The organism is Micromonospora salmantinae, from assembly GCF_022230905.1.
Classification (GTDB): domain Bacteria; phylum Actinomycetota; class Actinomycetes; order Mycobacteriales; family Micromonosporaceae; genus Micromonospora; species Micromonospora salmantinae.
In genome coordinates this window covers 1-26,339 of sequence record NZ_JAKKFG010000005.1, presented here as the reverse complement: position 1 = coordinate 26,339, position 26,339 = coordinate 1, and the positions used below count along the sequence as shown (strand labels likewise).

Annotated in this window: 29 protein-coding genes; 16 read left to right on the top strand and 13 right to left on the bottom strand. The window is 71.4% G+C overall.

Translation table 11 applies throughout. From position 1 onward, the window contains the following. Positions 1–8 precede the first annotated feature (8 nt). Positions 9–410 (bottom strand): ChaB family protein, encoded by a 402-nt coding sequence (locus tag PSH03_RS05480; protein ID WP_210785235.1) that lies wholly within the window; start codon positions 408–410, stop codon positions 9–11. A 176-nt stretch (positions 411–586) separates the two neighbouring features. Here PSH03_RS05480 and PSH03_RS05475 point away from each other — a divergent pair, with 176 nt between their 5' ends. From PSH03_RS05475 to PSH03_RS05460, 4 genes are all read left to right on the top strand, one after another. Further along, a complete protein-coding gene (locus PSH03_RS05475; RefSeq protein ID WP_238688459.1) occupies positions 587–1,573 on the top strand; it encodes a YihY/virulence factor BrkB family protein in 987 nt (328 codons plus the stop codon). Between the two features lie 99 nt (positions 1,574–1,672). Then, positions 1,673–2,089, top strand: a complete 417-nt coding sequence (locus PSH03_RS05470) for a DUF2795 domain-containing protein (RefSeq protein ID WP_088947320.1) — start codon at positions 1,673–1,675, stop codon at positions 2,087–2,089. A 52-nt stretch (positions 2,090–2,141) separates the two neighbouring features. Then, on the top strand, positions 2,142–2,603 hold the full coding sequence (locus tag PSH03_RS05465; RefSeq protein WP_030334984.1) for an SRPBCC family protein: 462 nt from the start codon (positions 2,142–2,144) through the stop codon (positions 2,601–2,603). Positions 2,604–2,699: 96 nt separating this feature from the next. Continuing rightward, positions 2,700–2,960, top strand: coding sequence for a hypothetical protein (locus tag PSH03_RS05460; RefSeq protein ID WP_238688458.1), 261 nt, complete (start codon positions 2,700–2,702; stop codon positions 2,958–2,960). Here the strand turns inward: PSH03_RS05460 and PSH03_RS05455 are convergent. Then, complete coding sequence (locus PSH03_RS05455; RefSeq protein WP_238688457.1) at positions 2,918–4,225, bottom strand: MFS transporter; 1,308 nt, start codon at positions 4,223–4,225, stop codon at positions 2,918–2,920. The genes PSH03_RS05460 and PSH03_RS05455 overlap by 43 nt on opposite strands. Before the next feature lie 158 nt (positions 4,226–4,383). Between PSH03_RS05455 and PSH03_RS05450 the strand changes: the two genes are divergently transcribed. Further along, entirely contained in the window at positions 4,384–4,593 is a 210-nt protein-coding gene (locus tag PSH03_RS05450; protein ID WP_210787345.1) for a hypothetical protein, read from the top strand. On the opposite strand, the gene PSH03_RS05445 is transcribed toward PSH03_RS05450, so the two are convergent. Further along, entirely contained in the window at positions 4,590–5,039 is a 450-nt protein-coding gene (locus PSH03_RS05445) for a hypothetical protein (protein ID WP_238688456.1), read from the bottom strand. The genes PSH03_RS05450 and PSH03_RS05445 overlap by 4 nt on opposite strands. A 162-nt stretch (positions 5,040–5,201) precedes the next feature. Between PSH03_RS05445 and PSH03_RS05440 the strand changes: the two genes are divergently transcribed. Continuing rightward, positions 5,202–5,555, top strand: coding sequence for a DUF6401 family natural product biosynthesis protein (locus PSH03_RS05440; RefSeq protein WP_238688455.1), 354 nt, complete (start codon positions 5,202–5,204; stop codon positions 5,553–5,555). Positions 5,556–5,622: 67 nt separating this feature from the next. On the opposite strand, the gene PSH03_RS05435 is transcribed toward PSH03_RS05440, so the two are convergent. Beyond that, entirely contained in the window at positions 5,623–6,432 is an 810-nt protein-coding gene (locus PSH03_RS05435) for a mechanosensitive ion channel family protein (protein ID WP_210787353.1), read from the bottom strand. Positions 6,433–6,630: 198 nt separating this feature from the next. On the opposite strand from PSH03_RS05435, the gene PSH03_RS05430 reads away from it, so the two are divergent. The 3 genes from PSH03_RS05430 to PSH03_RS05420 all read left to right on the top strand — a co-directional run bounded on the left by PSH03_RS05430 (position 6,631) and on the right by PSH03_RS05420 (position 10,875). After that, entirely contained in the window at positions 6,631–8,769 is a 2,139-nt protein-coding gene (locus tag PSH03_RS05430; protein ID WP_238688454.1) for an ATP-binding SpoIIE family protein phosphatase, read from the top strand. A 25-nt stretch (positions 8,770–8,794) separates the two neighbouring features. Continuing rightward, positions 8,795–9,472: an HAD family hydrolase gene (locus tag PSH03_RS05425; protein WP_238688453.1), complete on the top strand. Its 678-nt coding sequence runs from the start codon at positions 8,795–8,797 to the stop codon at positions 9,470–9,472. A 107-nt stretch (positions 9,473–9,579) separates the two neighbouring features. Next, complete coding sequence (locus PSH03_RS05420) at positions 9,580–10,875, top strand: cation:proton antiporter (protein WP_238688452.1); 1,296 nt, start codon at positions 9,580–9,582, stop codon at positions 10,873–10,875. A 9-nt stretch (positions 10,876–10,884) separates the two neighbouring features. On the opposite strand, the gene PSH03_RS05415 is transcribed toward PSH03_RS05420, so the two are convergent. After that, positions 10,885–11,823 carry an NAD(P)/FAD-dependent oxidoreductase gene (locus tag PSH03_RS05415; protein WP_238688472.1) on the bottom strand — a complete coding sequence of 313 codons (939 nt, stop codon included), beginning with the start codon at positions 11,821–11,823 and terminating at the stop codon, positions 10,885–10,887. 104 nt (positions 11,824–11,927) lie between these two features. Between PSH03_RS05415 and PSH03_RS05410 the strand changes: the two genes are divergently transcribed. Beyond that, complete coding sequence (locus tag PSH03_RS05410; RefSeq protein WP_238688471.1) at positions 11,928–12,146, top strand: DUF3072 domain-containing protein; 219 nt, start codon at positions 11,928–11,930, stop codon at positions 12,144–12,146. Positions 12,147–12,272: 126 nt separating this feature from the next. On the opposite strand, the gene PSH03_RS05405 is transcribed toward PSH03_RS05410, so the two are convergent. From PSH03_RS05405 to PSH03_RS05395, 3 genes are all read right to left on the bottom strand, one after another. Continuing rightward, positions 12,273–12,773: a metallophosphoesterase family protein gene (locus PSH03_RS05405; RefSeq protein ID WP_238688451.1), complete on the bottom strand. Its 501-nt coding sequence runs from the start codon at positions 12,771–12,773 to the stop codon at positions 12,273–12,275. Between the two features lie 128 nt (positions 12,774–12,901). Beyond that, complete coding sequence (locus PSH03_RS05400; protein WP_238688450.1) at positions 12,902–15,778, bottom strand: ricin-type beta-trefoil lectin domain protein; 2,877 nt, start codon at positions 15,776–15,778, stop codon at positions 12,902–12,904. A 153-nt stretch (positions 15,779–15,931) separates the two neighbouring features. After that, positions 15,932–17,764 (bottom strand): glycoside hydrolase family 15 protein, encoded by a 1,833-nt coding sequence (locus PSH03_RS05395; RefSeq protein ID WP_238688449.1) that lies wholly within the window; start codon positions 17,762–17,764, stop codon positions 15,932–15,934. A gap of 111 nt (positions 17,765–17,875) precedes the next feature. Between PSH03_RS05395 and PSH03_RS05390 the strand changes: the two genes are divergently transcribed. Continuing rightward, entirely contained in the window at positions 17,876–18,463 is a 588-nt protein-coding gene (locus PSH03_RS05390) for a YflT domain-containing protein (protein ID WP_210781393.1), read from the top strand. A gap of 55 nt (positions 18,464–18,518) precedes the next feature. Here PSH03_RS05390 and PSH03_RS05385 read toward each other — a convergent pair whose 3' ends face one another. Together PSH03_RS05385 and PSH03_RS05380 are read right to left on the bottom strand one after the other, a co-directional pair. Beyond that, entirely contained in the window at positions 18,519–19,106 is a 588-nt protein-coding gene (locus tag PSH03_RS05385; protein ID WP_210781392.1) for a DUF1684 domain-containing protein, read from the bottom strand. Between the two features lie 33 nt (positions 19,107–19,139). Continuing rightward, the gene (locus tag PSH03_RS05380) at positions 19,140–19,709 is read right to left on the bottom strand and encodes a TetR/AcrR family transcriptional regulator (RefSeq protein WP_112678031.1); all 570 of its coding nucleotides are present in this window, start codon (positions 19,707–19,709) and stop codon (positions 19,140–19,142) included. A gap of 60 nt (positions 19,710–19,769) precedes the next feature. Between PSH03_RS05380 and PSH03_RS05375 the strand changes: the two genes are divergently transcribed. Beyond that, positions 19,770–20,258: an FBP domain-containing protein gene (locus PSH03_RS05375; RefSeq protein WP_210781391.1), complete on the top strand. Its 489-nt coding sequence runs from the start codon at positions 19,770–19,772 to the stop codon at positions 20,256–20,258. Positions 20,259–20,319: 61 nt separating this feature from the next. On the opposite strand, the gene PSH03_RS05370 is transcribed toward PSH03_RS05375, so the two are convergent. Then, positions 20,320–20,853 (bottom strand): GNAT family N-acetyltransferase, encoded by a 534-nt coding sequence (locus PSH03_RS05370; RefSeq protein WP_238688448.1) that lies wholly within the window; start codon positions 20,851–20,853, stop codon positions 20,320–20,322. A 156-nt stretch (positions 20,854–21,009) separates the two neighbouring features. On the opposite strand from PSH03_RS05370, the gene PSH03_RS05365 reads away from it, so the two are divergent. Both PSH03_RS05365 and PSH03_RS05360 read left to right on the top strand, forming a co-directional pair. Continuing rightward, positions 21,010–21,492, top strand: coding sequence for a MarR family winged helix-turn-helix transcriptional regulator (locus PSH03_RS05365; RefSeq protein ID WP_112583452.1), 483 nt, complete (start codon positions 21,010–21,012; stop codon positions 21,490–21,492). A 10-nt stretch (positions 21,493–21,502) separates the two neighbouring features. After that, a complete protein-coding gene (locus PSH03_RS05360) occupies positions 21,503–22,489 on the top strand; it encodes a pirin family protein (protein WP_210781389.1) in 987 nt (328 codons plus the stop codon). A gap of 64 nt (positions 22,490–22,553) precedes the next feature. Here the strand turns inward: PSH03_RS05360 and PSH03_RS32390 are convergent, their stop codons facing one another. Beyond that, positions 22,554–22,682, bottom strand: a complete 129-nt coding sequence (locus tag PSH03_RS32390; RefSeq protein WP_255750115.1) for a hypothetical protein — start codon at positions 22,680–22,682, stop codon at positions 22,554–22,556. Between the two features lie 134 nt (positions 22,683–22,816). On the opposite strand from PSH03_RS32390, the gene PSH03_RS05355 reads away from it, so the two are divergent. Then, positions 22,817–24,406: a phospholipase D family protein gene (locus tag PSH03_RS05355; protein ID WP_210781388.1), complete on the top strand. Its 1,590-nt coding sequence runs from the start codon at positions 22,817–22,819 to the stop codon at positions 24,404–24,406. Here the strand turns inward: PSH03_RS05355 and PSH03_RS05350 are convergent. Beyond that, the gene (locus tag PSH03_RS05350) at positions 24,355–25,104 is read right to left on the bottom strand and encodes a hypothetical protein (protein WP_210781387.1); all 750 of its coding nucleotides are present in this window, start codon (positions 25,102–25,104) and stop codon (positions 24,355–24,357) included. The two genes, PSH03_RS05355 and PSH03_RS05350, sit on opposite strands and share 52 nt — an antisense overlap. A gap of 377 nt (positions 25,105–25,481) precedes the next feature. Here PSH03_RS05350 and PSH03_RS05345 point away from each other — a divergent pair, with 377 nt between their 5' ends. Beyond that, positions 25,482–26,306 (top strand): SigB/SigF/SigG family RNA polymerase sigma factor, encoded by an 825-nt coding sequence (locus PSH03_RS05345; RefSeq protein WP_210781386.1) that lies wholly within the window; start codon positions 25,482–25,484, stop codon positions 26,304–26,306. The last annotated feature ends 33 nt before the right edge of the window (positions 26,307–26,339 follow it).

Genomic DNA, 26,339 nt, shown 5'->3' with positions numbered 1-26,339 from the left:
GGCAGCGGTCAGTCGCCGCGGGCCTTGCGGGTGGCGCGGTCGTTGGCCTTCTCGATGGCCGTGACCAGCTCCGGTTTGGTCATGCTGGACCGCCCGGGCACGTCGAGTTTGCGGGCCACCGACATCAGGTGGTCCTTTGTGGCGTTGGCGTCCACGCCACCAGCGGTGGGAGCCCGTCGCTCCGGCCCGCCACCGGCGGCCTGCTGGTCGCTGGGGCCCTTGCGGCCCTTCGGCTCCCAGTGGTCGCCCACCTTCTCGAACTGATGTTTCACGGCGGCGAAGGCGGTACGGTGCGACCGCTCCCCCTCGCCGTAGGTCTCGACTGCCGAGTCGTGCGTCTTCTCCCAGGTGCGCTGCGCCTTCTCCGGGGAGCGTCGCAGCGTGCTGGGCAGGTCTTCGCGCCCGGGCATCTCGTCCTCCTCCGTGTCGACACTGTCACTGTGTCGGTTCCCCGGTGACCGGGCGGCAAACCATAGCGACGCCGGCCAGGCAGCGGGTGGGTTTGTCGATTTCACCATCCGGGTACCGCCGGGCCAGGCCAGACCGGACGACCGGTCATCCGGTGGCCGGGGCGCAGGGAGCGGGCATGACGACCACGGAGCCCGGTACGACGCTCGACGGCACACCGGGCACCCGGGTGCCCCGACGGATGCGGCAGTTGAGCTGGCGGACCTGGCGCGGGGTGCTGGTCCGCAGCGTGCAGAACTTCGTCAACGACAACTGCGCCGACTGGGCTGCCGCGCTGACCTACTACGGGGTGCTGGCGCTCTTTCCGTCCGCCATCGTGGTGGTGGCGCTGGTCGGTCTGGTCTCCGACGGGGAGCGGACCCTCGACACGGTGGTCGACCTGGCCAACCAGGTGGGCGCCGGTTCGGTGCTGACGAACGACGAGGGCGGCGTGGTCGGGGTGATCCGGACCGTGGTGCTCGACCAGAGCAACCCCAAGCTGCTGCTGAGCTTCGGCCTGCTCGGCGCGCTGTGGTCCGCGTCGGGTTTCATCGGCGCGTTCACCCGCGCCTCCAATGCCGTCTACGGGGTGACCGAGGGCCGACCGGTGTGGAAGCTTCGGCCGCTACAGATCTGCCTGGCGGCGGTCACCCTGGTGCTGCTCGCGGTGGTCGCCCTCGGCCTGATCGTCAGTGGGCCGGTCACCGATGCGGTCGGCGACCTGATCAACGCCGGCGGCCTGGCCCGCACGACGTGGAGCGTGGCGAAGTGGCCGGTCCTCGCCATGATCATGATGGTGCTGCTGTCCCTGCTGTTCTGGATCGCGCCGAACGTGCGCCAGCCCCGGTTCCGCTGGCTCACGCCGGGCGGCGCGGTGGCCCTGATCTCCTGGGCGGCGGCCTCCTTCGGCTTCGGCCTCTACGTGGCCAACTTCGGCTCGTACAACACCACCTACGGCAGCCTCGGGGCGGCCATCGCGTTCCTGGTCTGGCTCTACCTGTCCAACTCGGCGCTGATGCTGGGTGTGCAGATCAACTCCGAGGTGCAACGCGGGCGGCAGTTGCAGGCCGGCGACCCGGACCCGGACGAGCCGGTGCTACCGCCCCGCAAGCCCGCCGACGAGTGAGCCCCGTTCGGCCGCGGTGTCCGGTTCGCCGCCGGGCCGAGGGCCGGTTCGTGGCCCGGTGCCGGTTTATCGGGTGGGGTGCCGGGTAGCGCAGAAGGCATGGAGCGTGGCAACAGCAAGCACGGACCGAGGATCGACGAACAGATGAGTCAGGAGGTCAGCGGTCTCGTACAGGGGCCGGGGACCGGTGGCTCTCGGGTCGACGAGTCGCGGGTGCCGGAACCGGCTGGCGAGGACCAGCCGGAGACGACCACCGCCCCGGCCGGCGACCTGCGCACCGGCACCCCGCAGGGCATGAGCTCTACGGACGTCGAGCAGCGCAGCCGGCTCGGCCGGTTCATCTCGATGAGCGCGCTGCCGGGTGACCGTCTGGTGCTCATTGCCAGCGCCCGTGAGAACGAGGCGCCGGACGACATCGTGGCGGCGCTGGAACGGCTGCCCGAGGGCACCGTCTACCAGACGGTCTCCGAGGTGTGGGCGGCGCTGGGCAACAAGAACGAGACAACTCGCTGGTGACCAGGATCGCCCCCGATCCGGCAATCCACCGGCGGCTGAAGGAGGTTCCCCGATGAGTGGCGTTACCGAACATGTGGACGTGTCCGTACCCGTACGCACCGCGTACGACCAGTGGACGCAGTTCGAGGAGTTCCCCGAGTTCATGGAGGGTGTGCAGGAGGTCCGGCAGCTCTCCGACACGATGACGCACTGGACGGTGGACATCGCCGGGGTGAAGCGCGAGTTCGACGCCGAGATCACCGAACAGCTCCCCGACGAGCGGGTCGCCTGGCGCTCGACCGGCGGCACCCAGCAAGCCGGCGTGGTGACCTTCCACCGGCTCGACGAGGACAAGACCCGGGTCACCCTGCAGCTCGAGTTCGAGCCGCACGGCGTGGTCGAGCAGGCCGGCGACAAGCTCGGCATCGTCGACCGACGGGCCAAGGGCGACCTGGAGCGGTTCAAGACCTACATCGAGCGGCGTGGTCAGGAGACCGGCGCCTGGCGCGGGCAGGTGGACCGTCCGCAGCCGTGACAGTGCGCAGTGACCTGCGATGGCCGCCGGAATCCCGGCGGCCATCGCCGTATCCGAGCCCGTTTGCGATCATCACGCCCGGGTACGGCTGAAGGTATGACCGACGACAACATCAGGGTGTGGCGGGACGAGGAGCGGCTTCCGTTGGAGGAGTTGGAGCGCGCGGTGTCGGGCTCCAGCCTCGACGGGCAGGCCGACGACGTGACGGGTAACGACGCCGGCGAGGAGGCCGCGTTCGGGCACGGACCGGCCGCGTCGGACCGAGACGGTGCGGTCCGGGGCAACAGCCGGGAGGACACCGACCCGCAGCGCGCCTACCGCCCGTCCACCACCGGCCGTACCGGGCCCGACGTCTGAGGATCGCTTCCGGGCTGGGCGGGCACCGCCGGCACGGGAGGTCCGGCAGCCGGCCGGCGCGCGCCCCACTCGTAGAGCGCGATCAGCGCCAGCGCGAGCACCAGCAGGGCCGAGCCCAGCACCTGCACCGACGTGTTGCCGATCAGCACGCCCAGCCCGGCCGGGACGAGCGCCGCGCCGACCCCTGCGGCACCGATCTGGAGGCCGATGGCGCGGTCCGCGTGCGCCGCGCCGACCCGGTCGGCGGTGGTGAGGGTGAGCAGCGGAAAAACCGGTGCGGCGGCGAACCCGACAACGACCAGGCCGAGCACCGCCAGGACGGCCGGCCCGGGAACGGCGATCAGGGCCGCGCCGACGGCAATTCCGGCCAGGCTCGCGCGCAACACCAACCCCGCTCCCAGGCGCTCGGCCACCAGACCCTGCACGACCCGACCGACGAACAGACTGCCCCAGTACGCGGAGACGCAGCCGCCGGCCAACGCCGCACTGAGCCCGCGCCCCTCGGTCAGCAGCAGGAACGCCCACAGCCCGGCGGACACCTCGATCGCCACGTACAGCACGAAGGCGAGCGTCCCCGACCAGACCGCCGGCAGCCGCAGCGTGTCCCGAACCGGAACCTGGACTGTCGACGCCGGCCCGGAATCCGTGGCGGCGGGCACGCCCTGGACAGCCGCACCCGCCTCGGTGCCGGCCGGCGCGGCACGGCGCCAGGCCCGAACGGTGAGCGCGAACGCGGCGGCGAGGACGAGTTGAGCGGCGGCCACGATGCCGTACCCCCAGCGCCAGGCGAGCCCGGCGCTCAGCACCGCGGTCATGATCAGCGGACCGATGGCCACGCCGAGGCCGAAGAAGGCGTGCAACCAGTTCATGTGGCGGGGCCCGAAGGCCCCGGCGGCGTACGCGTTGAGCCCGGAGTCGACAGCGCCGGAGCCGAGCCCGAGCAGCAGCGCACAGCCCACCAGCACCGCCAGCACGGGGCTCACCGAGTAACCGGTCAGGGCCAGGCTGGCCAGCAGGGTGCTGCCGGCGAGCAGGGCGCCCACGCCGACCCGGGCCAGCGTGAAGCCGGCCAGCACGCTGGAGGTGAGATAGCCGACGGTGCCGGCGGTGAGCACCCACCCGACGGCCTCGGTCGGTACGTCGAAGTCGCCCCGGATCGAAGGCCAGCTGACGCCGAGCAGGCCGTCGGGCAGGCCGAGACTGACGAACGCGAGGTAGGACAGCAGGAGCAGTGCGGCGCGGGGACGCGCGGGCGCGGTGGACACGAGACACCATCCTGCCGCAGGGGCACCCTAGCGCCGTCGGCACCCGATCGCTCGCGGCGTGAAGAAGTCGTGTCCGTACGGTCGAGAAAACGGACAGCTCATCCAGAATCGGCCGATCGGTGGACGGCAAGCCGGCCGGTTCGCGTAAGAATTTCGGGATGCATCAAGGCTCCGGAATCCTCTCCACGCGTCAGCGCAAACTCGCCTGGCTCGGCTTCCTGCTCGCCGCGCTTCAGGCACCCGTGTCCGCCTGGCTCGTCGCCGACGAGTCGTGGCTGTTCAGCCTGTGCGTCGCGTTGATGGTGGCCACCGTGATCATCGCTGACGACGCGGCACGGCGTCGCCCGGCCGACGCGACAAGCGACTAGCCTCCGCCGCCCGGCCGGGCCTCGTGGCCCGGCCGGCCCCGGCTCCGGCGGCGTTCCTTCATCTCGGCCTCGTAGAGGTGGCGCCGCCCACCCACCAACTCGTCGCGGGCCTGCTGGTCCAACTCCCGGAACAGCGCGTGGTAGCCGTCGTCGAAGTCCTCGACGATCTGAAACGTCCACCGTCCGGCGATGACGTTGCGACCGCGCAGCTCCGTGGCGATCCGGTCGGCGAGGTGCGGATGCCCGGCGGCGCGAAACTGCTCCACCGCGTCGTCGAGCATCAGGTCGGCGTGGCCGATCAACTGGTGCATCGAGTAGAGGTGCCCCCGGGCCCGCTCCACACACTCCAGCGCCTCGCTGAGCTTGCCGAGCGCGGCGACCGTCGCGTCGCTGACGCCGTCCGGCCGCCGGTGCCGCTCGTCGGGTCCGTCCGCCTGCTGTCCCATCCATGCCTCCGTGCCGGGTGCCGTCATTCCTGGGTGTTCTCCTGCTGCCCAGTCTGTGCCGGATCAATCCCCCGGGTCAGCGGCGACCGCCCCAGTGGCGCAGCCGACATCCGCCGAGCGGACGAGGTCGACACGGTCACCGGTCGGTTAGCCTCGGTCACCATGCGTGTGCCGTTCAACCGGGTCGCCTCCCGTACCGCCGTCGACTCGGCGCGGTCCACCCTGGCCGCCCTCACCGTCTCCGTGGGCACTGTCGGGCTCGCCGCCGCCGCCGCGCGACCCGGGCTGCTGGCCCTCGTCGACCAGCACGCGGCGGCCGTCCGGGACAGCCTCGACGGGGACCGCACGCCGCTGAGCGCCGCGGCGCTCGCCGGCTACGCCGAGGGGGTGCGCGCCGCCGCCCTGGAGCACGGGTGGACGCCGCCCGGCGGGCCGGTGGACTGGAGCCACCCGGAGTGGCTGCTCACCCGGCTGGTAGCGGTCTGCGCGCTGGCTCGCGCACTCGACCGGCACTGACACGCGAGGGGAGGGCACCCCGCGTCGTACGCGGAACACCCTCCCACCCGTCGTGCCGTTCCGCCCGCTACGAGCGGTACTGCTGGGGTTCGTCCACCCGAGGCATGGCCTGGGTGCGGTCACCCCCGCGGTCGGCCATCTGCCGCTCCACGTCGCTACGCCCGGCCGACGCGGCCTGACGTTGCTGCTGCACCGCCCGGGCCTCCTGGGCCGCCCGCTGCAGCCAGCCGTCCCAGCGGTTCTGCATCGGCTTCACGAGACCACCGCCGACGCCGACGATCAGGATGCCGGCCACCGTGGCGAGCACCGCGATCAGCACCGGAGTGGTCACCGTGGTGGCGATACCCACCTGGTTCAGGGCGGCGATCACACCGAGCGCGATGATGAAGATCGCCGTCAGGTCGGCCAGGACCTTGCCGTACGAGAGCCCTCCCAGCGCCCCGGTGACCAGATCCCGGACAGCGTTGGCGATCGCGGCCGCCACCACCACGATGACGATCGCGATGAACGCACGCGGCAGCCAGGCCACCACGCCGCTGATCAGGTCACTGATCGCGTTGGGCCCCCAGACTCCGAAGGCGAACTGCAGCGTGAACAGCAGTACGGCGTAGTACGCCAGTCTGGCCAGAATGTCGCTGGCGTCGTACTTCGTTCTCTCCAGGGCCCGTTTGATGCCACCGCGTTCGACCGCCTGGTCGAAACGCACCCGTTCCAGCACCGTATCCACGATCTTGAGGACGGCTCTGGCGATGAGCCAGCCGACCACGAGGATGACGATGAAGGCCACTGCCTTCGGGATGAAGAGCAGCACCGACCTCCAGGTGTCGGCGATGGCATCGCCGATGTCGGCCTGCCGGACCGCGAGGGTTTTCAGCATGATGTCCCTCCTGTCGCATGGACTGCGCCGGGCGCATACCCGGCAACCGGTCCGGCACTCCGCGCAGCGCGCGGCGTTTTTCCCGACAGACCTCCGGACAGGGGCCCTGAACTGCCCGAACGGCCACCGCGACGGACTCGGCGACGGCCCGCCGCCGTGGTCGGATGTCTTTTCCGGTCGGCCGACTAGGCTGCGAACATGCCAGGAACGGTCGGGCGGGTCCCCACGCCAGCAACTCCGGGCCCGGGCGCACCCACCGGGTCCGGCCCGGCCGTCGGCGTGCTCGCCCACGACTGGGCCAACACCCCGCTGGGCCCGGCCGACGACTGGGACGTCGCCCTCCAAGCCGTGGTGGAGTTGGTCCTCGCCTCGCCGATGCCGATGGCCCTGGCGTACGGCGACGATCTCGTCCTGCTCTACAACGCCGGCTATGCCGAGCTGCTGGGCACCAAGCACCCCAGCGCCCTCGGCCGCCCGGCCGCCGAGGTGTTCGCGGAGATCTGGGCGCTGCCCGGCGTCGGTGCGGTGATCGAGCGCTGCTACCGGCAGGGCGAGCCCTTCCTGGAGAAGGAGTCCACCCTGCCGCTGGTCCGTGGGCACTCCGCGACGGTGGAGCAGGCGGTCTTCACCCGGGGCTACTCACCGGTGCGCGACAGCGCCGGGCAGATCGTCGGCGTGCTGACGGTCGCGGCCGAGACCACCCACGTCACCGAGCAGTTGCAGAGCCTCAGCGAGGTGGCCGCGGCGCTCGCCGGCACCCTCACCCTCGACGACGTCGCCCGGGTGGCGCTGCGGTACGCGATCACCACGTTCGACCCCGACCAGGCCTCGTTCGCCGTCGACGAGGGCGGCGGCGGCTGGCGCATGGTGCGTCGGGTCCGTGGCGAGTTGTTGGACGAGGCCGACGAGCGGCTTCCCCCGCTCTGGCGGCGCGCGCCGGCGGACTGGTCGGCCCCGGTGGTGCAGGCGGCCCGCTCCGGCGCCCCGTCGTTCACCCGCGACGGGCAGCCGCTGCGGGACACCGCCGTGGACCGCCACGACCAGAAGGTCCGCGCGATGGCGGCCCTGCCGCTGGGCACCTCGGTGGTCCGCGGCGGGCTGGCGGTCGGCTACCAGGTTCCGCACACCTGGTCTCCCGCCGAGCGGGCGTTGCTGGCCGCCTCGGCCGAGCTGATCGGCCAGGCCGCCGAGCGGGCCCGCCGGTTCGAGACCCAGCACGGCACTGCCCAACTGCTGCAACGCAGCATGTTGCCGGAGCACCTGCCGGATCTGCCCCGGTTGCGGATCGCGGCCCGCTACGACCCGGGCGTGGACGGCAACGCGGCCGGCGGTGACTTCTACGACGCGTTTCTGCTGCCCAACGGCTCGCTCGGCGTGGTGCTGGGCGACGTCGCCGGGCACGATGTTCAGGCCGCCGCGCGGATGGGGCAGGTCCGGGCCGCGCTGCGCGCTCTGGCCCTGGCCGACCCGACGCCCGCCGCGGTCCTGGGCGGCCTGGACCGGCTGGTGACCAGCCTCGGCGTGGAGGCTGGCACCCACGAGCTGTTCGTCACAGTGGCGTTCGGGGTGATCGACGCGGAGCGGCGGGAGCTGACCCTGTCCAGCGCCGGTCACCCCGCGCCGTTGATCCGCCGCGGCGACCCGGATGGTCGGTTCCACGCCGAGTACGTCGACGTCCCGGCCGGGCCGCCGCTGGGGCTGGGCGGCCGGCCGGGCACCACGACCGTCCCGTTCCGCCCCGGTGACACCCTGCTGCTGTTCAGCGACGGGGTGGTGGAGCGCCGCCGGCAGAGCCTGAGCGCCGGCCTGGCCACCCTGAGCGACGCCATTGCCAAGGCCGGCAGCGGCGACCCCCGCGCGCTCTGCGCGGTGGCCACCGCGGCGGTCCCGGGTGGCACGGAGGACGACGTGGCCGTGCTGGCGGTCGAGCACGCGCTCAAACCGAGTCGTTCGGCGAGCATGGAGGTGCCCGCCGAGCCGACCGCGCCAAGCCGGGTCCGGCACTGGCTGACCGGCCAGCTCACCGAATGGCAGGTGCCCGAGTCGGTGATCGGGGCGGCGGTGCTCTGCACCAGCGAGCTGACCACCAACGCGTTGCTGCACGCCGGCACGGCCGCCCGGGTGGAGATCGACCTCAGCGCCGAGCGGCTGCTCGTCTCGGTGGCGGATTCCGGCACCCGGGGCACCGTGACCCGGGCCCGTACCGACACGTTGAGCAGTCGCGGGCGCGGCCTCGGCCTGATCGAGGAGCTCAGCGACGCCTGGGGCACCGACCCGTCGGTCCGGGGCTCCACGGTCTGGTTCGAGATCCTCACGCCGCCGGCCGCGCATCCCTGAGCCGCCCGAGGGTAGGAGGACGCCCATGGCTACCGACCGGCCCGCCGGGGTCCTCTTCGATGTCGACGGCACCCTGGTCGACACCACCTACCTGCACACGGTGAGCTGGTGGGAGGCATTACGCCAGACCGATCAGCCGGTGCCGATGGCGGTGGTGCACCGTTCGATCGGGATGGGGTCGGACAAGCTCCTGGATCATCTCCTCGGCCCGGAGCGGGACCGCGACGCCGACTCGAAGCTGCGCGACGCGCACGACACCCTCTACGCCGAGTACTGGGAACGGCTCACGCCGCTACCCCGGGCGGCCGACCTGTTGCGGGCCTGCGCCGAGCGGGGGTTGCGGGTCGTGCTGGCCACCTCCGCCTCGGAACCCGAGGTGGGCGCGCTTCGTCGGGCGCTGGCCGCCGACGACGTGATCGACACGGTCACCTCCTCCGCGGACGCCCAGCAGAGCAAGCCGGCACCGGACATCCTGGTCGCCGCGTTGGAGCAGTCCGGGTTGACCGCCGAGCGGGTGGTCTTCGTCGGCGACTCGGTGTGGGACGTCGCCGCGGCCGGGAAGTTGAACATCCCGTGTGTGGGCCTGACCTGCGGTGGCACCAGCCGCGGCGAGCTCGCCGGCGCGGGTGCCGTGGCGGTGTACGACGACCCGGCCGCGCTGTTGCACGAGTTGGCGGATTCGCCGCTCACCCGGCCCCGCTGAGGATCACTCGGGTCCACCGGCACGGATGCGCATAGCCGGAGCCCTTGCGGGGCAAGGACTGTCACCACCTGCCCGCACCTCGCGGGTGCGGGCAGAAGGGTGGTGCCGTGGAGCCGGTAGATGTGGCGTTCGCGCTGGTGGGCCTGGGCGCGCTGCTCGCGGGCATCCTGCCGCGGGTGCTGGAGCGGCGCCCGCTGTCCATGCCGATCGCCTTCCTCGCCCTCGGCATGCTGGTGTTCCTGCTGCCGGTCGGGCTGCCGTCACCGGACCCCCTGGCCCACCCGGAGCTGACCACCCACCTCACCGAGATCGGGGTGATCGTCGCGCTGATGGGTGCCGGGCTGAAGATCGACCGACCGTTGAGTTGGCGGCGGTGGTCGTCCACCTGGCGGCTGCTGGCGATCGCTATGCCCCTGTGCATCGCGGCGGTGGCCCTGCTCGGCTGGTGGTGGGCGGGGCTGGTGCCGGCCGCCGCGCTGTTGTTGGGCGCCGCGCTCGCGCCCACCGACCCGGTACTCGCCGCCGACGTGCAGGTCGGCGAGCCCACCGACGTGGAGGATTCCGAGGACGAGGTCCGCTTCGCGTTGACCTCCGAGGCCGGCCTGAACGACGGGCTGGCGTTCCCGTTCGTCTACGCGGCCATCGCGATCGCCTCGACCAGCCTCGCGCCGAGCGACTGGATGGCCGAGTGGTTCACGGTGGACGTGCTCTGGAAGATCAGCGTCGGCGTCGGCGGTGGCCTGCTCATCGGATGGCTGCTCGGCAAGCTGTTCTTCCGCGCTCCCAGCGAGCTGCGGCTGGCCCGGCACGCCGAGGGCTTCCTGGCACTGGCCGCCACGTTCCTGGCGTACGGGCTGGTGGAGGTGGTCGGCGGGTACGGCTTCCTGGCGGTGTTCGTGGCCGCCCGCGCCATTCGGGCCGCCGAACGGACCCACGAGTTCCACTCGGTGCTGCACGACTTCGCCGAGCAGGTCGAACGGCTGCTCACCCTGGTGCTGTTGCTGCTGCTCGGCGGCGCGATCGTGGGTGGTCTGCTGGGCCCGCTGACCTGGCCGGCGGCCGCCGTCGGGCTGGCGCTGGTGTTCCTGGTACGGCCGCTGATCGGCTGGTTGTCGTTGCGCGGCGCTCCCGGACGCCCGGCCGAGCACTGGGTCATCTCGTTGTTCGGCATCCGCGGCGTCGGCTCGTTCTACTACCTCGCGTACGCCACCACCAAGGCCGACTTTCCGCAGGCCGAGCTGCTCTGGGCGACCGTCGGGCTGGTGGTGCTCGTCTCCGTTGTGGTGCACGGCATCACGGCGACCCCGGTCATGCAGTTGCTGGACCGGGAGGGAGAGCGGACCTCCGACCCGGCCGAGCGGGACGCCGACGCTCGGCCCGTCGCGGCAGCCGGGCACGCCTGAGCGGATGGCTCAGGCCAGCCGGGCGGCCAGCGCACGGCCCAGGTCCCGGCCGGAGCGCCAGGCGCTCTGCACCCGGGGCTTGCCGAACGCGTCGCCGGCCAGCCCGATCCCGTCGGCGTCGAGGTGGTGGGTCGCGCCGCCGGCGTCGCTGGTCGGCTTCGCGTACGTCCAGCGGTGCACGTGCACGTCGACGGCCTGCTCGGGAAGCCCGAGCAGGTCCCGGACGGCCTGTTCGATCGCCGGGCCGGCCCCGGTGGGTTGGGCCAGGTGCCCGGCCGCGAACTCCGGCACGGTGTGCGCGACCAGCACCGGCGCGCCGTCACCGCGCCGGTCGCCGTCGTCGCAGACGAGGTTGAGGACCGGGTGCTCGTTGACGAACGCGCCCCGAAAGTCCGGCCAGCGCCGGGTCGGGAAGCGCAGTACCGCGGCCAGCGACGGCGACCAGCGTTGCGCCTGCACGACCCGGGTGGCGTCGGTCAGGGCCGGGTCGAGCAGAAGGGCGGCCTGCGGACCCGGCATGGCCAGGGCGACCGCCGCACACGGCTGCCCGTCGACGACCGGGCCGGGTTCCACTGTGAGCACCAGCCGGTCGACTGTCACCGGCACCTCGTCGGCCAGGTGCTCGACCAACGAGCGCAGCCCACGGGGGGCGGCGAAGCGCATCGGCCCGGGCACCTCGTGGTTCCCACTCCGGTCGTACGCCTGGAAGGTGTCTGTCCATTCGCGGACCAGCCCGGCGGCGCGCCACTGCTCGACCAGCGCGGCGAAGTCCGGGTCGGTGGCGGTGAAGTAGGCGGCGCCGATGTCCGCGGGCCGGCCCTGGAAGCGTTTGCTGGCCATCCGGCCACCGCGGACGTGCCCCCGCTCCCGGACCTGCACCGGCACCCCGGCCCGGGTCAACTCGACAGCACAGGCCACCCCGGCGATGCCCGCCCCGACCACCACCACGCTCGACCGGTCCTCCGTCATCCGATGATCGTAGGTGGCGGCGTTCGGGCATGAACCACCGACGATCGGGGTACTGGCACACCTGTTCGAAAGAAAGGGTGATGATGATGACGGACCGCCGCACCGAGCAGGCCGACCAGAATGCCGCGATCAAGGACCCGGACGAGTGGGTCACCGGGGACGAGCCGCCGACGGCGGCGCAGGAGTCCTACCTGAACACGCTGGCCCGGGAGGCCCACACCGACCTCCCGGACGACCTGACCAAGGCCGAGGCGTCCAAGCGCATCGACGAACTCCAGGCCGAAACGGGCCGAGGCCAGTAGCCCCAACCCCCTCCGCGCGATCTTGCACTTTCTGTCGCGACAAAAGAACACACAAGGCGCAAATCAACGACAGCAAGTGCAAGATCGCGGGTGAAGGGGGCGGGGCAGGGCGGGTGGGGTGGGGCGTCAGGAGCGGGGCAGGTGGTGTAGGTGGACCTTGGTGAGGGCGCCGGCGTGCACCTCGGCGGTGAGGTAGGTGGCGTGGGGTTGGGAGCGGCGGTCGGTGGGTGAGCCGGGGTTGAGCAGGCGCAGCCCAGAGGGCGCCTCGGTGTCCCAGGGGATGTGCGAATGCCCGAACACCAGCAGGTCGACGTCGGGAAAGCGGGCCGCGCACCGCTTCTCACGGCCGGTCCGTTGACCGGTCTCGTGCACCACCGCCATCCGCAGGCCGTCGAGCTCGACCCGGGCCACCTCCGGCAGCCGGGCACGCAGCGCCGGGCCGTCGTTGTTGCCGTACACCCCGATCAGTCGGCGTGACCGCGCGGTCATGGCGTCGAGCAGGGCCTCGTCCACCCAGTCGCCGGCGTGCACCACCACGTCGGCCGCCTCGATGGCCGCCCAGAGGGGCCCGGGTAGGTCCCGGGCCCGCTTCGGTACGTGGGTGTCCGCCGTGAGCACCAGCCGCATCCCGACATCCTCCCCCAACCTCACGATCACTTGATGCTGAGTAGCTGTTGGAGCCTTCCCACAACTCCTCAGCATCAAGTGATCAAGGAGCAACGTGCCGCGGCATCTCCGAGCCGGTCAGGGGGCGGTCACGGCAGGGTCCAGCGTTGCGCCCCGGTGCCGTTGCAGGTCCAGATCCGCAGTTGCCGACCGTCGGTGAGGTCCGAGTTGGGGATGTCCAGGCACCGCCCGGACTGGGGGTTGCGCAGGCTGCCGTCCGACTGGGCGGCCCACTGCTGGGCCCCGCTGCCGTTGCAGTCGTAGAGCTGCACGAGGGTGCCGTCGGTGGTCCCGCTCGCCTTCACGTCCAGGCACTTGGCGAGCCCCCGCACCGTGCCGTCGCCGGGCAGGCTCCACCGCTGGGCTGCGGTGCCGTTGCAGGTCCAGGTCTGCACCTTGGTGCCGTTCGCGGTCTGGCTGGAGGCGATGTCCGCGCACTTGCCGAGGGCCTTGACCTCACCGGTGCGCGCCCCGCCGGTGCCGACGCCCGGGCCGGTGAAGGTGTAGCTGTCCACGTCCAGCAACGCCCCGCTGCCGCCGGTGACGACCAGGTACAGGTCGTGGGTGCCGTCGTCGGGCTTGGTCACCGTGGCGCTCAGCTCGGTGTAGTTGTCCCAGCCGCCGGTGTTCGGCACCGCGATCCGGGCGACCTCGGTGCCGGTCGGTGAGTCGTACCGGAAGGAGAGGGTACCGCCGGGGCCGCCGGAGGAGACCCGGGCCCGGACGCCGGTGATCCCCTTGAGGCTCACCGCGTGGTGCCGCACGCTCTCGCCGTTCTGGACGTCGCCCAGCCGCTTGCCACCCTCGGCCGCCGCCTGGTCGATCACCTTGGGGCCGTTGAGCTGGACGAAGTGCTCAGCCTGCCACTGTTTCGGGTAGAGGCTGATCTCCTGCTCACCGGTGAGCGCGGCCGAGCCGGTCGCGCCGCGATCGGTGTAGCTGCCCCGCAGGACGAAGAACAGCACCGAGTCGGGGCCGGCGTGCACCGGGCCGGTGTTGAAGGTCGCGCCGCAGCCGGTCCCCTCCCCCTCCTCGTGGGCGTGCTCCTGGTGGCCCAGCGCGGCCCGGACGACCACCGCCGAGCAGGCCGGCGTGCCGTCCTGCGGGTCACTGGCCGTGGCGCCCACCGCCAGGTCCTGCCCCCAGTCGAAGAGCCCGCCGGCGGGCAGGCCGGTCAACGTGACAGTCGGCCGGTTGTTGCCGACCACCACCGACACCACTGTGGTGGCGCTGCGGCCGGTGCCGTCGTTGACTGTGAGCCGGGCGCTGTAGGTGCCGTTGGCGGAGTACGTGAAGGACGGGTTCGCGGCTGTCGAGTCGGTGCTGCCGTTGTTGGTGAAGTCCCACGCGTACGTCAGCGGGTCGCCGTCCGGGTCCGAGCTGCCGGCGCTGGAGAAGGTCACCGAGAGGGGGGCCAGGCCGTTGTCCCGGTTGACGGTGGCCTTGGCTTCCGGCGACCGGCCACCCTGGACATAGTTGATTTTGTAGAGACCGGCGTCTACCGCGCCGGAGAAGTAGCCGCTGCCGTACTCCAGCAGGTAGAGCGAACCGTCCGGGCCGAACTGCCAGTCGATCGGGTGGACGAGCTTCATGCCGGCGAGCACCGGCTCGATGACGGTCGGCGTGCCGGTGGACGGGTTGCCGTTGTCGAACTGGACCTCCTTGATCCAGTTGCGGCAGTACTCGGAGATCAACCACTTGTTGTCGTAGTAGGCCGGCCACTTCACGTCCGAGACGAGATTCGGGTCGTAGTGGTAGACCTCGACGTGGTTGGGCGACCCGCACCCACCCGGGTTGTCCAGCGCCGGCCAGTCCTCACTGCCGCCGTGCTGTTCCCAGACCAGTGCCGGTTTCGTCGGCGGAAGCTGCTGGACACCCGTGTTGCGGGGTGAGTTGTTGACCGGGCCGGTCGAGCCGCCGCAGGGGAACCAGCCACGCGGTGTGGCGGTGGCGAAGTCCCAGTCGTTGTAGGCGACGTTGGGGCCGCCGCAGTACGGCCAACCGTAGTTGCCGGGCCCGTTGGCCCGGTTGAACTCGTCGTAGGCCGCCGGGCCACGGTTGGCGAGGTCGGTGCCGGCATCCGGGCCGACCTCACCCCAGTAGAGGGTGTTGTTGGCCTTGCGGTCCACCCAGATCCGGTACGGGTTGCGCACGCCCATCACGTAGATCTCCGGGCGCGTTCGGGCGGTGCCGGCGGCGAAGAGGTTGCCGGCGGGGACGGTGTAGCTGCCGTCGTTCTCCGGGTGGATCCGGTTGATCTTGCCGCGCAGGTCGTTGGTGTTGCCAGAGGTGCGTTGGGCGTCGTACTGCGCGTTGCGGTTCGTCCGCTCGTCGATCGGGGCCATTCCGGCGGAGTCGCCGCCGGAGTTGGTGTTGTCGCCGACGGCGAAGTACAGGTTGCCGGCGGTGTCCCAGCTCATCGAACCGGCCGAGTGGCAGCAGAGATCGCGTTCGGTGGGCCACTCGATCAGCACGTCCTCGCTGCCCGGGTCGAGCAGCAGCGTGGACGGGTTGAAGGTGAACCGGCTGATCCGGTTGACCAGTGGGGTGACCTTCGGCGAGTAGAAGAGGTAGACCCAGCGGTTGCTCGCGAAGCTCGGGTGCAGGGTGATGCCGATCAGGCCGTCCTCGAAGCGGGCGTCCAGCGCCAGGGTGAGGGCCACGGTGGTGGACCTGGTCGCCGGGTTGTAGAGGCGGACCTGGCCACCGGCGCTGCTGGTGCCCCGGTTGATGTAGAAGACCTTGCCGTCGGGTGCGACGGCCAGTTCGATCGGTTCGCCCATGGAGAGGCCACCGTCGAGGGCGACCTTCTCGAACCCGATGGTGGCGGGCGGGGCGAGGGCGGCGGCCTGGGCCGGGGAAGCGGCGGCCGGTAGAACGCTTGCCTGCGGGACGAGGCAGAGGGTGACCAGGACGGTGAGCAGAGTGGTGGCGCTGACGAGCCGTCGACGCAGAGTGCGGGACACGAGACCTCCAGCTGTCCGGGGGATCTCGGTGCCGCTCCCGCCGACTGGAGGAGCACCGCGGTGTTTCCCGGACATTAACGTCTTTCACTGGAAGGCGATAGAACTTCGCGTCATCGGATCGAAAGTTGTCAAGATTTATACGAAAGTACGGGCTCAGTTACGCGTCGGGGTGAAGTGCGCCGGGGGCATCGCGCAATTGCGCAACGTCAGGTCCTGCTCGACGTCGGTGAGCACACCTGCGGCATTGATGAGACCGATGTGCGAGAACGCCTGCGGGAAGTTGCCCAACTGCTCCCCGGTCTGCTGGTCGATCTGCTCGGCGAACAGGCCCAGGTCGTTGACCCGACCAGCCAGATCGCGAAACAACTCGTGCGCCCGGTCCCGCTCGCCGGCCAACGCCAGGCAACTCACCAGCCAGAACGAACAGATGACGAAGCCCGCCGGGTCGCCGTCCCAGCGCCGCAGCAGGCCGTCGTGCGACAGCCGCCGCTCCACCGCGCGGACCGTCGAGCGCATCCGAGGGTCGTCGGCCCGCAGAAAGCCCACCAGCGGCATCACCAGCACCGACGCGTCCAGCTCGTCGGAATCAAAAATCCCGGTGTACGACTGCAGCCGGTCGCTCCACCCCCGCTCGAGGATCGCCGCGCGCACCTCGTCCCGGGCCGCCGTCCAGCGAGCCAGGTCCTGCGGCCCGCCGAGCTGGTCGCCGAAGCGGACCGCCCGGTCCAGCGCCACCCAGCACTCCACCTTCGAGGACACGTGGTGGTGTTGCACTCCACGCTCCTCCCACATCCCCGCGTCCGGTTGCTTCCAGTCCTGCTCGGCCTGATCGGCGAGCACCCGGAGCAGGTGGTAGACGTCCGGGTCGAACGGTTCGAGCTGGTCGCGCATCAGCCAGGCGGCGTCCATGGCCGCGCCGTAGATGTCGTTCTGCCGCTGCCGCCACGCGTCGTTGCCGGTCACCACCGGCGGGCTGTCGCGGTAACCGCCGAGCTGGTCCAGCCGATGCTCGGTGAGGTCCCGCTCCCCCAGCACCCCGTACATGATGGGCACCGGCTGGTCGCCGATTCGGCCCATCGCCCGGCCCAACCAGGCGAACTGCCGCCGCACCTCGTCGAAGCACGCCGAGCGCCACAGCGCCCGCAGGGTGTGGCTGAAGTCGCGCACCCAGACGTAGCGGTAGTCGTAGTTGCGGTCCCCGCCGAGCTTCTCCGGCAGCGAGGTGGTCACCGAGGCCACCACCGCGCCACTGGGCCGGTACGTCATGCCCTGCACCACCAGCCCGCTGCGCCGCACCTCCTCGGCGTAGAGGCCCTTGTAGTCGTGCTCGTCGGCCCAGGACCGCCAGCCGGCGACGGTGTCGGCGATCGTCTGGTCCGCGTCCGGCACCTCCGGCAGTGGCGCGTCGTAGGTCGGGGCGTACCCGAGACTGAAGTTGTGGGTCGTGCCGGCGCGGACGGTGAACGTCGCCGCGGCATCGCCATCGTCGCCGCACGCCAACCGCACGCTGCTGCGGAAGGTGAGCCGCGCGGCCCCGGCGATGGCCTCGAGCATGTCCTCACGCTCGACCAGGTATGCGATGGTGCGCCCGTACTCGAAGCGCGGACGGTAGTGCACCCGCACCGGCACCGCACCGGAGAGTCCCTGCACGCTGCGGACCAGCACCTGCGGTGGGTGCATGCCGATGTCGTGACCTCGCGAGCCGGGCTCGAAGGCGAGCGCGTCGGTGAGCGCGACCTCCCCTTGCGCGGTGCGGAAGATGGTCCGCAACACCAGGGTGTGCTCCAGGTAGCTCCGTTCGACAGTGAAATCGACCTCCGGTCGGATCGACCAGTGCCCCGCGCCGTCGTCGAGCAGCCGCCCGAACACCGACGGGGCGTCGAACCGGCCCGGGCACCACCAGTTCACCGAGCCCGAGGCGTCCACCAGCGCCGCGCTGCGGCCGTCGGCGAGGAAACCGTAGTCGCTGATCTGTCCGCTCTCCACCTGACTGCCTACCCGGGCAGTCCGCGCCCATTCCCCTCCTGCCCGACGGTGGAGACCGCGTTACCGGTCGGCCTGGACGGGAACCCGGCGGGCTGACGAGGGAGGATGCTCATGACGTCAGCTTCGGGGCCGACCGCCGCGTGGCGGCCCGGCACACAGGGTGGCGACCTGCTTCCATCCGGGCCGGCCGGCCGCCTGTCGACACCGGCCGGGGACGGCCACGGGCCGGAGACCGGCCCGCCGACCGTGACGATCGGCTCGTACCCGGACTATCCGACCGCGCAGCGGGTCGTCGACTACCTGGCCGACAACCGCTTTCCGGTGGAGCACAGCGCCATCGTCGGCACCAACCTCACACTGGTGGAGACGGTGCTCGGGCGTATGACCACCGGTCGCGCCGGCCTGCTCGGCGCCGGTACCGGCGCCTGGTTCGGGCTCTTCATCGGCCTGTTGTTCGGCATCTTCACCGTCGGCAACTGGCTGGCGGTGATCCTGGTCGGGTTGGTCATCGGGGCGATCTGGGGTGCCGTGTTCGGCGCGGTCGCACACGCCATGACAGGCGGGCAGCGCGACTTCACCTCGGCCAGCTCACTGCGCGCCGGCCAGTACGCGGTGACAGTCGACGCGCAGCTCGCCGACCAGGCGCGACAGCTGCTCGGTCGGATGCAGATGTCCAGCTCGACGCAGAACGCCCGCTGAGCGACGACCGACCGCCCGTCCCGGCAGCACTCGGGGCGGGCGGCCGCGTCGTCGTTCAGTCGTGATACGCCAGCTCGCCGGCCCGCAGCGGCACGTCGACCCGGTTCTCCGGTGGCGCCAGCGGGCAGGCCCAGCGGTCGTCGTAGGCACAGCTCGGGTTGTAGAGGTAGTTGGCGTCCAGCCGGACCCGGTCGCCGGGCAGCAGCTCGACGCCCCGGCCGAAGGTGCCCTTCACCGTGTCGGTGAGGTACCGGCCTCCGCCGTAGCTCTCCCGCCCGCAGGTGCCGTCGCGCAGCGGAACGAACAGCCCGCCCCCGTACGCCTCGATCCACCACAGGGTCAGCGGCCCCCACGGCGTCTCGGCCACCGCGATTCGCCGGTAAGCGACCACCCCGTCCGGGCCACCGGTGTCGATGCGCAGCTCGCCGCTGGCCGAGCGCAGAGGCGCCTCGACCACGGCCTCCGGGTTGGGTGGGAAGTAGCGCACCCCGGCGAAGTCGGGCCGCTCCGCCACGGGGATCGGGCTCTGCGGGTGGGTGGCGAAGAGTTCGTCGCGGCCGGCGCGGAAGCCGGCCAGGTCGACCTCGGACAGGTACAGCCGGGCCACCCGCTCCCGCCAGTCGGCCAACTCCAGATCATCCACGTCACCGAGCCTATGCCGTGGCTCTGCGGCAGCTCAGCGCGACGGCCAGTTGGTCAGGACGGCGTCGAGGGCGTCCAGGGTGCGCGACCAGGAGTCGTCGGTGGGGCGCGGGGTGTGCCGGAAGCCGCCGGTCTTCTCCAGGCTCACGAACCCGTGGAACGTGCTGTGCATCATCCGCACCGCGTCGGTCTGGTCGGGCTCGGAGAGCCGGTAGCCGCGCAGGATCGCCCGGGTCATCTCGGCGTGCCGGACGCCCGCGCTCGCGGCGGCGGTCTCCGGGTCGAGGTCGATCTGCATGGCCGCGTAGCGGCCCGGGTGCTCTCGCGCGTAGTCGCGGTAGGCGTTGGCGAACGCCACCAGCGCGTCCTTGCCGGCCCGGCCGGCGAGCGCGGCGGCGACCCGGTCGGCCAGCTCCGCCAGTGCCAGCAGGGCGATCCTGACCCGCAGTTCGTGCGCGTTCCTCAGGTGGAAGTACAGGCTGGCGTCCTTCACCCCGAACTGGCGCGCGAGCGCGGCAACAGTGACGTTCTCGACGCCCACCTCGTCGGCCAGCTCGGCTGCGGCCAGCGTCAGGCGCTCGACGGTCACCCCGGCACGTGCCATGCAGCACACTCCAAACCTAGCCGTAATAATCGCTTGCCTAAGAGGGCTAGGCTACTACCTATGTTGGCCCTAACCGAATCCGTCATCCGCGCGTCCTTCGTCAATTGCAGCAAGGGCGAGGCGAAGCGGCTGACCGTACCGAACGATCTTGAAGTGCGTCAGTGGGACGACCTCGACTTTCTCGGCTGGCGGGATCCCTCCGCGCCGCAGCGGGCCTACCTGGTCGCCGAGACCGACGGCGAGCTGGCCGGGGTGGTGCTGCGGGCCGCGGCGCACCAGACGGGGCGTGTGCGGCACAGCATGTGCTCGTTCTGCCTGACCACCCACCTCGGCGGTGGCGTCTCGCTGATGACCGCCCCCAAGGCCGGTCCGAGCGGACGCCAGGGCGACTCGGTGGGCACGTACCTGTGCTCCGACCTGGCCTGCTCGCTGTACCTGCGGGGGAAGAAGCACGCCGGGCCTCCCGCGCCCGAGCCGTTGCCCCTGCCGGAGCGGATCGACCGCGTCAGGACCGCCCTCGCGACATTCCTCCGCAAGGTCACCGAGTGACGGTTCGAGACGGCCTGCGCGGCCGGGGCCGGAGCGCGTTCGGGCCCCGGTCCGCCTCCGCCTAGCGGTCGGTGGCCAGGCGGGCGTGCAGGTGCTCGTCGTAGCGGCGACCGTCGCCGTACCGGTACGACTCGCGCAGGGTGCCCTCGGCCGGGTAGCCGGCGCGGTCGGCGACCCGGCAGGACGCCGGGTTGGCCACCGCGTGACACAGCTCCACCCGGTGCAGCCCGAGATCCGCGAACGCCCAGTCGGTGAGCCGGACGACGGCGCGGACCGCCACCTGACGCCCCCGTGCCGCGGGCACCGTCCAGTAGCCGATGGACGCGTCGCCGTCGTGGATGCGGTGCAGCGACACCGAGCCGAGCAGTTCGCCGTCGGCCGCCGCGGTGACCGCCATCGAGGCGTGGCCACCGGTGGACCAGTCGGCCCGGCGACGCACCCAGAGCAGCGCGACCTCGTCGTCGATCGGGCCGCCACCCTGCGGGTTCCACTGGGCGATCGCCGGGTCCCGGAGCGCGTCGCGCACCGCCGGGGCGTCCTCGTCCCGCCAGGGGCGCAGCAACAGGTCGGCGGCGGCGAGTTCCACGTGTTCCACGAGGCCGGAGTCTGGCACAACCCCCGGCCTCCGCGCCGCCGGATTAACGCGGCTTTCCTTCAAAGCTGCACGATCCGGCAGCCAGAGCGTGAGGAAGTGACCCAGGCAACGCTCAACGACGTTACTTAAATTTTGAAAGAGTGCTACTGTCGTGGCATGACCGAGAGCCTGGACAGCACCCGAGAGGCCGCCTGGCGCGCCTACATCGAGGCCAGCCAGCGTCTCTACACCCAGTTGGAAGAGGATCTGCGGGTCGACAGCGACCTCAGCTTCGCCGACTACCACGTGCTGGTCCTGCTCTCCGAGGCACCCGGGCAGCGGCTACGGATGGGCGAGCTGGCCAGCCGGTTGATCTTCTCGCCCAGCCGCCTCACCTACCAGGTCTCCTCCATGCAGCGTCGTGGCCTGGTCAGCAAAGAGCCCTGCCCGGACGACCGGCGTGGCAGCGAGGCGGTGCTCACCGCCGCCGGGCTGCTCGCCCTGCGGGAAGCCGCACCCCACCACCTGGCGTCGGTGCGTACCCATCTCATGGACGACCTCGACGATGCCGAGGTCGCCTGCCTCACCCGGGTCTTCGACCGGCTCGGCGAGCGCCTGCGGGCATCGCGGGTTAGCTCGACCACCCCCGCCTCACGCTAGGAGCCTCGACATGCCCGCGATCACCGTCGACAACGTTCTCGTCCTGCCCCGCCTGCCCCAGCTCGACGAGGCCACCACGATCCGCCCGGTCCGCACCGTGACCACGGCGCCCAGCGGCTTCGAGGGTGAGGGCTTCCCGGTCCGTCGCGCCTTCGCCGGGGTGTCGACCACCGACCTGGACCCGTTCATCCACCTCGATCAGATGGGCGAGGTCGACTACGCGCCGGGCGAGCCCAAGGGCACGCCGTGGCACCCGCACCGCGGCTTCGAGACCGTCACGTACATCATCGACGGCGTCTTCGACCACCAGGACTCCAACGGTGGTGGCGGCACCATCACCGACGGCGACACCCAGTGGATGACGGCGGGCAGCGGCCTGCTGCACATCGAGGCGCCGCCGGAGCACCTGGTGATGAGCGGCGGGCTCTTCCACGGCACCCAACTGTGGGTCAACCTGCCCCGCTCGGCCAAGATGAACCCGCCCCGCTACCAGGACATCCGGGGTCGGGAGTCGGCGCTGCTCACCACGCCCGACGGCGGCGCGCTGATCCGGGTCATCGCCGGCGAGGTCGCCGGGCACCGCGGCCCGGGTTCGACCTTCACCCCGATCACCATCACGCACGTCACGGTGCAGCCGGGCGCGCAGGTCGACCTGCCCTGGCGGCCCGACTTCAACGCCCTGGTGTACGTGCTGGGCGGTCGCGGCACGGTCGGCACCGACCGGCGGCCGGTGCGTACCGGCCAGCTCGCGGTGCACGGCCCGGGTGACGCGCTGCGGTTCAGCGCCGCCACCTCGCAGGACAGCAACACCCCCGCACTGGACCTCTACATCATGGGCGGTCAGCCGATCCGGGAGCCGGTGGCACAGTACGGCCCGTTCGTGATGAACACCCGGGACGAGCTGCTCAAGGCGTTCGAGGACTTCCAGGCCGGTCGCCTCGGCGTGATCCCCACCGAGCGGCTCCCGCACACCGGCGGCCAGGGCACCCGGCCCTGACCACGCTCGACCGCTGAGTTCGGCGCCGACGCCTCCGGTTCACCCCGGGGGCGTCGGCGCCGCCTCAGGAGACCGCAAAGATCCCGGCAACGCCCAGAATCACCATCAGCAACACCGCTACCAGCGCACCCCGTTCGCTCTCCACCGCCGGCTCGCGGTTCTCGGTCACGGGATTCGTCGTGTCGCGGGGCATGGTGTGGCCTCCTCGGCTGTTGTCGCGTCGCTTCCGATGGCGTTGGCCAGGTCACCGGTCTGGGGTCCTGGCGTGCGGACCCGCGTCGGGGGTCCTACCGTGAGGACGTTGCCGACCTCCAGGGGGGCTGGACGGTGCCGTTGCAGGACTGGTTCCTCACCGCTGAGGAACGCGCCAACCCGGTCTCTGGCTTACCCGTGTGGACCACGGGAAACCTCGCCGAGCCGTTGATTCACGGTGCCGCGTACTTCGACCGACTGGTCCACGAGGTCGAGGCCCTGGGCTCCGGCGACCACCTGTTCTTCACCGACTGGCGGGGTGACCCGGACCAGCGACTGCGCCCGGACGGTCCGACAGTGGCCCAACTCTTCGCCCAGGCCGCGCAGCGCGGTGTGGTGGTGAAGGGGTTGATCTGGCGCTCGCACCTCGACGTCCTGGCGTACAGCGAGGCCGAGAACCGCGACCTCAGCGAGACGATCTCGGCCGCCGGTGGCGAGGTGCTGCTGGACCAGCGGGTCCGGCGCGGCGGCTCGCACCACCAGAAGCTCGTGGTGCTGCGGCACCAGGGCGCGCCCGAGCGGGACGTCGCCTTCGCCGGCGGGATCGACCTGTGCCACAGCCGCCGCGACGACGCCGCGCACCACGGCGATCCGCAACCGGTGCAGATGTCCCCCCGGTACGGACCCAATCCGCCCTGGCACGACGTGCAGCTCGCGGTGCGCGGTCCGGTGGTCGGCGCGTTGGACACCCTGTTCCGGGAACGCTGGACCGACCCGATGCCGCTGGACTCGGAGAACCCGCTGGCCTACCTGCGGGACCGGCTGCGCGGCTCGGATTTGCGCCCCGACCCGCTGCCCGAGCAGCCGGCCGACCCGCCGCCCTGCGGTCCGCACCAGATCCAGGTGCTGCGCACCTACCCCGCCGTCCGTCCCCGCTACTCGTTCGCACCGGACGGGGAGCGGACCGTGGCCCGGGGCTACACCAAGGCGGTACGCCGGGCCCGCCGGCTGATCTACCTGGAGGATCAGTACCTCTGGTCGGCCGAGGTCGCGGACCTGTTCGCGCACGCGCTGCGGGACAACCCGGACCTGCACCTGATCGCCGTCGTCCCCCGCCACCCGGACGTGGACGGCAAGCTGGCGTTGCCGCCGAACATGGTCGGGCGCGAGCAGGCGCTGTCACTGTGTGAGCGGGCCGCACCGGACCGGGTGCACGTGTTCGACGTGGAGAACCACGCCGGCGAGCCGGTCTACGTGCACGCGAAGGTCTGCGTGGTCGACGACGTCTGGGCCAGCGTGGGCAGCGACAACTTCAACCGGCGGTCCTGGACGCACGACAGCGAGTTGTCCTGCGCGGTGCTCGACGACACCCCGGACCAGCGGGAGCCCACCGACCCCGCCGGGCGGGGCGACGGCGCGCGGAGCTTCGCCCGGGACCTGCGCCTGCGGCTGTGGCGCGAGCACCTGGACCGCGACCCGGACGGCGCTGACGACGCCGACCTGTTGGACCCGGCGGACGCCGTCGCGGCCGTCACGGCCGCCGCCGACGCGCTACAGCAGTGGTACGACGACGGCCAGGTGGGAGAACGGCCGCCCGGGCGGCTGCGCCCGCACCGCCCCGAGCGGCTGCCGTGGTACACCCGGGCCTGGGCGCTGCCGATGTACCGGCTGGTCTACGACCCGGACGGCAGGCCACTGCGGGCGAGGCTGGCCGGCACCTGGTGATGCGGTCGGGCCGGCTCCGGTGCGGCGACCGCGTGCACGTTCAGCCCGCCGGGGTAGGCGAACGACGAGCGCGGTGAGTAGTAGCCGAAGCCGATGGTCAGCGGGTTGGCCGGGCGCAGCGCGTACATCGGATGGCCGGGCTGGAGGAACTCCACCGACTCGATCTCGAACGGGGCGACCGGCTCGGCGATGAACGGGTAGGCCGAGCTGAGCAACTGGCCGTCGCGCCGGGTGAAGTAGCGGTGGTGCCCGCTGCTGATCACGTGACCGGTCTCCCCCACCCGACACCGGGCCCGGACCAACGGCGTGCCGTCGATCTCCGTCTCGGAGAGCAGGTCCTCGCCGTTCACGTCGATCCGGGTGCGCCCGGCGAGCACCGGGGCGCCGCGAGCGAGGGCGTACTCACGGACCCGCCGGCTGGAGGCCACGTAGTGGGTCCACCAGCCACCGGCGTTGAGGCCGCCCGGCGCGTCGACGCCCAGCAGCGAGACGCCGAGGTAGGTCAGCGAGTACGCGCCGAAGCCGGAGGTCTGCGTCTCGTCGTCGACGATGTACTGGTTGAGGAAGACCTGCCGGTCGGGGCGGGGGCAGAGCCCCGGCGGGACCAGCGCGGCGACCGCGTCGGGGTCCGCCGGCAGCCAGCTGAAGTAGAGGGTGCGACTGTTCACGACAAGCTGGGGAGCGGCTGGATCGAGCACGGTGCCTCCGAACCGGGTGTGTACACGCGACGCTACGGCCGGTCCCACCAGCGGGACAAGGACGGATAGTCGACACTCCTGGCGACTTGTCGGATTTCCTGTTGACCAGTCGGCGCGACCCGTGGGCCGATCGGCCGGACCGGCCAGCCGACCGGGTACCGGATCGCAGCGGGAACAACGGGTAAGGATCCTCACAACCATCCCGACTTCCGCGCCATTTGCCCCTTTTATTGCTCAACACACCTTAAGTACATCAACCTTTCGGCTAGATTTCTGGGAGACGATCAGGTTAAGGTGACTCCCGAACGGCCTATTGGAAGCTAAACCAAAGCGTCACGTCTTTCTTGTCAGCGGACGAGGTGCAGGGAGGACCACCCATGACCGCGCCAACGATCACCGAGCAGCCGAGCGTCGCCGCCAAGGCCACCACCAAGCTCGACCCGCGCGCTCTCACCGACAGCGCCGCCAACCTGCTCAACGCGATGGCCGCGCTGCCCGCCAACCACCCGTCACGCGCCGCTCTGCGGGACCGGGCGATCGAGGCCTGGCTGCCGCTCGCCAACCACCTGGCCCACCGCTACAGCGGGCGCGGCGAGCCGAACGACGACCTGGCGCAGACCGCCGCGATCGGCCTGATCAAGGCCATCGACAAGTTCGACCCCGAGCGCGGTGTCGACTTCGCCGGTTACGCGATCCCCACCATCATCGGTGAGCTCAAGCGGCACTTCCGGGACCGCACCTGGGACATCCGGGTGCCCCGCCGGCTCCAGGAGCTGCGGCTGGCCATCTCCGACGCCAACAGCTCGCTCCTGCAGACCCTCGGCCGCTCGCCGACGGTCGCCGACATCGCCGCGCACCTCAAGCTCACCGAGGAAGAGGTGCTGGAGGGCCTGGAAGGCGCCCGCGCGTACAACGCGGTGTCGCTGTCCACCCCGACCGGCGACGGCGAGCGCGCCACCGAGCTGGGCGACATGCTCGGCGGCGAGGACAGCGAGTTCGAGCTGGCTGAGCTGCGGGTCGCCCTCGGCCCGGCGCTGGCCACCCTCGACGAGCGCGAGCAGAAGATCCTCACGCTGCGCTTCTACGGCAACCTGACCCAGTCGCAGATCGCCGACCAGATCGGCGTCTCGCAGATGCACGTCTCGCGACTGCTGACCCGGGCACTGACCAAGCTGCGTGGCCAGCTCGACGGCACGTACTGACCGGTTGACGACAGGAGGGCCGGGTCCATGGAC